The organism is Prochlorococcus sp. (assembly GCF_965655815.1).
GTDB lineage: Bacteria > Cyanobacteriota > Cyanobacteriia > PCC-6307 > Cyanobiaceae > Prochlorococcus_A > Prochlorococcus_A pastoris.
The window spans coordinates 46,260-53,073 of sequence record NZ_CBFHHZ010000005.1; the positions used below are offsets into that span (position 1 = coordinate 46,260).

Sequence of the window (6,814 nt, forward strand, 5' to 3'; positions counted from 1 at the left end):
TTAATTTATCTCGCTTAGTAACTTTGTAATGAAAGATTCCTTTTGATTGTTAATAAAATCTCCAAAATCTTTTTCGGCGCTGCTTTTTTTCCAAAATTTTAATAAAGGTTGAATGGTTTTTTCTAAATCATCAAGTTCCATTCTTTGCAAATATGGTTTAGCTAATCTTTGAAGGTTTTTACTTCCCCCCAGCCATAGTTGATATTTATTCTGCCCACTCCCAACAAGAGCTAATTCTGCCATATAAGGTCTTGTACATCCATTAGGACATCCTGTCATTCTAAATAATATTGTCTTTTCTATATTCATATCAGTTAATAGGTTTTCTATTCTAGTTAGAACTTCAGGTAAAATTCTTTCAGCTTCGGTCATGGCTAGACCACAAAGAGGGAGTGCTGGACAAGCTAGAGCATGTCTTTGAATTTCATTGATATCATTAAGATTGTCATATCCGATCTTTTTTAAGGCCTTTTTAATTTTGCTTTTGTTTTTATTAGGAATATTACAAAGCAAAATATCTTGATTAGGAGTAAGTCTTAAATTAAGGTCATTTTCTTCAACAAGATCTCTTATTAATGATTTTTTCTTTCCAGATAGCCTTCCTGATAATAAAGGGAGTCCAACAAAAAAATAATCTTCATTTTGTTTATGCCAACCTAGATAATCAATTAATTTATTCTCGGATTCTTTTCTTAAAGGCTTAATTTCTTTTCTAAAGTATTTATCTAAAAGTATTTTTTTAAACCATTTAATACCTTTTCTATGCAAAAGGTATTTCATTCTGGAATTTTTCCTTGATTTCCTATCTCCATAATCTCTTTGAATGGCAACGATACTTTGAATTAGTTCATATGTGTCTTCTTTTTCAACATAACCAAGTGGATCTGCAATTCTTGCAAAAGTCTCTTCATTATTATGAGTTCGCCCCATTCCTCCACCGATATAAAAATTACATCCTTCGAAGTCACCTTCTTTTGAGGTAAATGCAACTATTCCAATATCATTAGTGAGGAGATCAACTGAATTATCGCCTGGAACGGTAACTGCACACTTAAACTTTCTCGGAAGGTATGTAGATCCATATAGAGGTTCTTGTTTTGTCCCGCTAAAAACATTCTCTTTAAATTGTAATTTCCTATTCTCTTCAATTTCTTTATCTGGTTTTATTGTATATTCCAAATCGCCGTCAGCCCATAGTTCCAAAAAGGTTCCTTGTCCGGCTACTGGGGTTAAAAGATCGGCAACTTTTACTGCTAAAGTTCTTGCGTTTATGTATTCTGATGTTTCAAAAGGTGCAGCCGGAGCCATTACATTTCTATTTATGTCCCCACACGCAGCTAAAGTTGATCCCATTGAATTTACAATAGATTTGATCACTTCCTTTAAGTTATCTTTTCTTATCCCATGCATTTGGAAAGCTTGTCTAGTAGTTACCCTCAGTGTGCCGTTCCCAAGTTTGTCAGATAATTCATCTAAAGATAAAAATAACTTACCTGGTATTTCTCCTCCTGGACTTCTTAACCTAAGCATCATCTGCCAATCTTTACTTTTTCCAGGTTTCCTGTTCTCTCTATTATCTTGTTGGTAACTCCCATGGAATTTCAATAACTGAACAGCATCATTAGTAAAATGATCGCTTTCATTTTTTAATTCGCTTGCAAGTGGTTCCTTTAGAAAATCACTACCTTTCTTGAAATTTTCAAATTTAGATACTTCGAGACCATTTGCTAAACAAACTGTCTCTTGATTAACAAGTTCTTTTTTCTTTTTTACTTTTTCGACCTTGATCAAGGGACCAAAACATATCTCTTTTTATACATTAGCGAAAAGCTTATTTAACTGGTAGTAAATTATAGTTGTAATAGCTATAAATTATTCTTGTCTAAATATTTACTTGAGATAGGAACAGAAGAGTTACCAGCAAAATTTTCTCATTCTGTAATAAAACAAATTAACTCTCTTATAGAATTTGAATTTGATAAGAAACTTATCAAATTCAATAATATTATTTGCACCTCCACACCAAGAAGAATAGTTTTATTTCTAGATGGATTAGTTGATCAGGCAGACGATAAGACCGTAATAAGAAAAGGTCCAAAAGCTACTTCTGCATTTCTTAATGGCGTACCAACTAATGCTGCTATAGGTTTTGCAAATAGTTTAGGGATTAATATAGATGACTTAGAAATAAGAGAAACAGAAAAGGGTGAGTTTGTATTTGGAACAAAAATTGAGAAAGGAGAATCTACAAGATCTTCTTTATCTTCAATAATTCCTAAAGTAATAAAAAATTTGCAAGGCCCCCGATTTATGAAATGGGGATATGGAAGCTTTAAATTTTCAAGACCCATTAGATGGATAGTCTCACTTTACAACGACGAAATTCTTGATTTTGTTTTTGATGAATGTGATCCTAAGATTTCAATAGGCAACAAATCAAAAAGTCATAGATTAATTAATAAAGTTATTGAAATTCATTCTCCAGATAGTTATTTTGAATTAATTGCTAAGAGTGGAGTTTTTGTAAAAAGAGAAGAAAGAAAAGAAAAAATTGTTAATCTCATAAATCATGAATCTCAATTGGTAAATTTAGAGCCTGATCTATCTGATGATTTACTTAACGAATTAACTGATTTAGTTGAATCTCCTAATTTAATAACTAGTAACTTTGATAAGCAATTTCTTAATTTGCCTGTTGAAGTTCTTTCAACTGTAATGAAAAATCACCAAAGATATATTCCTCTTCTAAAAAAAGGTAGAACATTTTCTAAATTAGATTTGAGTTCTGAAAAAGTTATAAGTACAAATTTCTTTGTCTTATCTAATGGTCTAAGAGAATCTAATAATATTATTTCTAAGGGAAATGAAAAAGTATTAAGGGCTAGATTCTCTGATGCGAAGTTTTTTGTAGAAAGTGATAAAAAAGTTTCTTCTAAAGAAAGGAATGAAAAACTTAAAACGGTTTCTTATTTGAAAGGGATGGGTAATGTTTCTCAGAGAGTAAAACGAATTGAGGATACATCAGAAAAGATACTTAATTATTTAAATGATCAATCTTTAGACAGTGAAAAAACCAAGGAAGCTGCAAAATACTGTAAAAACGATTTGTGTAGTGATATCGTTTACGAATTTCCTGAATTGCAAGGGATAATGGGGGGGAAATACTTACGAAATGAAGGTTTTAGCAAAGAAATTTGTATAGCTGTAGCTGAACATTATTTGCCAGGTTTTTATAAAGATGATTTACCTTCTACAAAATATGGAGCTATTATTTCTATCTCTGACAAAATAGAAACTTTAATAAGTATATTTATATCTGGAAAAAGACCAAGTGGTTCCTCTGATCCTTATGCACTTAGAAGAAGTTTAAATGGGGTTATTCTAATTATTTGGCAATTCGAATTTTATTTAGATCTTGATAATATTTTTGAGGAACTTCTTGAATATTGGAAAATTTCATTACCAAAATTGAAATTCGAGAAAGAAAAAGTTTTAAATGACTTAATTGAATTTACTAATCAAAGAATTGTTAGCCATCTTGATGAACTATCAATAAGTAAAGATCTAATTAAAGCTACTTGTTTTATTGATTCATCATCTGAAAAAAAGATAATGAATATTTTGGATTTAAAAAATAGAATTAATACTATTAACAAACTTAAAGGGAAACCAGATTTTTCTAAAATTCAAAAAGTTATCTCAAGAGTTAGTAAATTAGCTGAAAGTGGAAATCTTAAAACAACCATTTTTTTATGCAAAAATTATGTAAATTCAGATTTATTTGAAAAAGAATGTGAACATAAGGTATTTGAATTTATCAAAGAATTAGAAGAAATTATTAAATTACCTAATTGGAATTATTCTCAACTATTTAAACTATTTGAGATTAATTCTAAAAATCTTGATGAACTTTTTGATAATGAGAGGGGTGTTCTGATAATGGCAGAAAACCCTGAAATTAGAAATAATCGTCTCAATTTATTAGGTTTGGTAAGGAACTACTCTTTAAAAATTGCTGATTTTACCCTTTTTAACTCTTAACTTTAATTCCACCTTTAATTGAATAGTTCTTTAACATTTTTTCTACTTCTTTTTCTTCTCTTACAGCACTTTTAACTGGTTTGTACTTTAATGGTGCTAGAGCTTTTCCTCTTAAAATTGATCCAAGAGTAAGCATGGTAAGTTTAATTTGCTGGAGAGGTTTCATCGCAACCACTCGTTTGTACAGGTAACTATCAAAAGTTAATCTTTGAACGTCCATATCATCACACATTTCTACAAAAGCTTCTCTAGCAGAATCATTCCTATAAAAAATATTTTGAAGAATTTCTAGTACCTTATAGGTTGTTCCATATTTTTTGTCCCATTTTTTTAAATAATTTTTTAAATCTTTTTCTGATGGAATTTCTTGCCCATTTTTTGAAGCTTCAACAATTTCTTCAGCACACATTCTCCCACTTTTCGCAGCAAAATAAATACCTTCTCCAGAGCTCTTTGTGACATATCCAGCTGCATCACCTACCAAAGCCATTCTTCCTACAACTCTTCGAGGTCTTGGATGCTCAGGAATAGGATGTGCTTCAACTTTTATAACTTCACCATTCACAAGCCTTTTTTTTGCTCTATTCCTTACTCCTTCTTGAAGTCCTTTTATTAGGGATTGGTTTTTTTGCATTGTGCCTGTCCCTACTGCGACATGATCATATTTAGGAAATACCCAACCATAAAAATCAGGAGAAACATCTGTTCCTACATACATCTCAGCGAGATCTTCGTAGTAACTCATTTCTTCTTTAGGCAATTTAATTCTTTCTTGGAATGCAATTGCTACTTTGTAATCGCCAGCATCCATAGCTTTAGCAACTCTGCTGTTTGCGCCGTCAGCTCCAATTAGGAGATCTACAGTTAAATCTTTAAGTTCTCCTTTCTTGTCTCCAGAAGAAAAATCTGAATATGAAAGTTTGTATGGACCTTGATTATCGTTCCCAGTATCAATTGAAGTAACTAATCCATTAATTAATGTTGCCCCAAGTTCAGAAGCTCTGTTTCTCATAAATGCATCCATTACCTCTCTTCTGCACATTCCTATATATTCATTATCACTTTTGCCATAGACATTATCTAAGCTAATATCAACTTCTCTATTAGAGGGAGATATCATTTTCATATGTCTTACTTTTCTATCTATAATAGTTTCTGGCAAGTCAAATTCCTCAACCATACAGAGAGGAATGGCTCCTCCACAAGGTTTTGCATTATCTAATTTTCTTTCAAAAAGCCAAGTTTTTATACCAGATTTAGCAAGTATTTCAGCAGCACATGAACCACTTGGCCCTCCACCGATAACAGCAACTCTCAACATATCAAAAAAAAATTGTATCCTATTAAAAAACTACATCAATTTTCTTATAAAAGTGCATTTCGTAAATTAATAGTTAATATCGAAATATCTTTGGAATTAATAATTTTATATTGAAAAAAAAGAATCCTATAAATGAAGATATTGAGATACAAGTAGCTGAAAGAATAAACTTAAATGAAAATAATTTTAAATTCAAGAAATATTATTTATTTATAGCTTTTTTTCTAATATTTTTATTACCTTTTATTGGCTTGGAAATTATTAGTAATTTTAAATTAAATCTCTCTTGGGTTAATAACGCTAAAAAATTTGTAAATAATGATCTTAGTATTTTGGGCCATTTACCCTACAAGGAAATTTCAAAAGAAAAATTGGTTTCTATTGAACCTAATATTGAAGTCCATATTGATATGAGTGAATCTCTTCTTAAAATGAGGGAGGATGCTATAAAAGATGGAATATATTTGGTATTCCTTAGTGGTTATAGATCAATAAATTTGCAAAAAGAAATTTTTTATTCATTAAAATCCATCAGAAATCAGATTGCTGCTGAGAGGGCTAAGGTCTCAGCACCTCCTGGATATTCTGAGCACAGTACTGGCTTTGCTATTGATATTGGAGATGCTGATAAAAGAGAAACAGACTTTGAAGTTCAATTTGAGAACACGGATGCTTTTAGATGGCTTAAAAAAAATGCAGCTAAGTACCACTTCAAATTATCTTTCACACAACATAATAAGAATGTTGATTATGAGCCTTGGCACTGGAGATATGAGGGATCGATTGAAGCACTTAAAGTTTTTGAAGCATCAAATAGGAATTTGAAAAAGCTACAAAATTGAAACACTAATAACAATTTTTTATATGATTTTCAAAGTCTTATGGGCAAATCTTTCAGAATAAGCATTCTTTGAGTTAGCCTTAATATATTAATTATTGGTTTGCAAGTTTTTAGATGTCAGCTTCTATTAAAGAAATAAGAAATGTAGCAATTATAGCCCATGTAGATCATGGAAAAACAACCCTAGTCGATGCATTATTATCTCAATCTGGAATATTTAGAGATAACGAAGTAGTTCCAACTTGTGTAATGGATTCTAATGATCTCGAGAGAGAAAGAGGTATAACAATACTTTCAAAAAATACGGCTGTTAATTATAAAAACACGAGAATCAATATTATCGATACACCTGGACATGCTGACTTCGGAGGAGAGGTTGAGAGGGTTTTGGGCATGGTTGATGGTTGTTTATTAATCGTTGATGCTAACGAGGGTCCAATGCCACAAACAAGGTTTGTATTAAAAAAAGCTTTAGAAAAAGGTCTTAGGCCTATAGTTTTTGTAAATAAAATTGATAGGCCTAGAGTAGTCCCAGAAATTGCGGTGGATAAAGTTCTTGATTTATTCCTTGAGTTAGGTGCAGATGATGATCAATGTGATTTTCCTTATTT

Annotated in this window: 5 protein-coding genes; 3 read left to right on the forward strand and 2 right to left on the reverse strand. The window is 31.0% G+C overall.

Going from position 1 to position 6,814, the window contains the following annotated elements; translation table 11 throughout:
- Window positions 1-1,791 carry an NADPH-dependent assimilatory sulfite reductase hemoprotein subunit gene (locus ACTF45_RS07275; protein ID WP_438949664.1) on the reverse strand — a complete coding sequence of 597 codons (1,791 nt, stop codon included), beginning with the start codon at window positions 1,789-1,791 and terminating at the stop codon, window positions 1-3.
- A gap of 87 nt (window positions 1,792-1,878) precedes the next feature.
- Between ACTF45_RS07275 and glyS the strand changes: the two genes are divergently transcribed.
- Window positions 1,879-4,041, forward strand: coding sequence for a glycine--tRNA ligase subunit beta (gene glyS, locus ACTF45_RS07280; protein ID WP_438949665.1), 2,163 nt, complete (start codon window positions 1,879-1,881; stop codon window positions 4,039-4,041).
- Here glyS and chlP read toward each other — a convergent pair.
- The gene (chlP, locus tag ACTF45_RS07285) at window positions 4,031-5,362 is read right to left on the reverse strand and encodes a geranylgeranyl reductase (RefSeq protein WP_288346787.1); all 1,332 of its coding nucleotides are present in this window, start codon (window positions 5,360-5,362) and stop codon (window positions 4,031-4,033) included. The genes glyS and chlP overlap by 11 nt on opposite strands.
- A gap of 110 nt (window positions 5,363-5,472) precedes the next feature.
- Here chlP and ACTF45_RS07290 point away from each other — a divergent pair, with 110 nt between their 5' ends.
- Complete coding sequence (locus ACTF45_RS07290) at window positions 5,473-6,204, forward strand: M15 family metallopeptidase (RefSeq protein ID WP_438949666.1); 732 nt, start codon at window positions 5,473-5,475, stop codon at window positions 6,202-6,204.
- Window positions 6,205-6,317: 113 nt separating this feature from the next.
- On the forward strand, window positions 6,318-6,814 hold a 497-nt coding region (locus tag ACTF45_RS07295; RefSeq protein ID WP_438949667.1), incomplete at its 3' end, for a GTP-binding protein.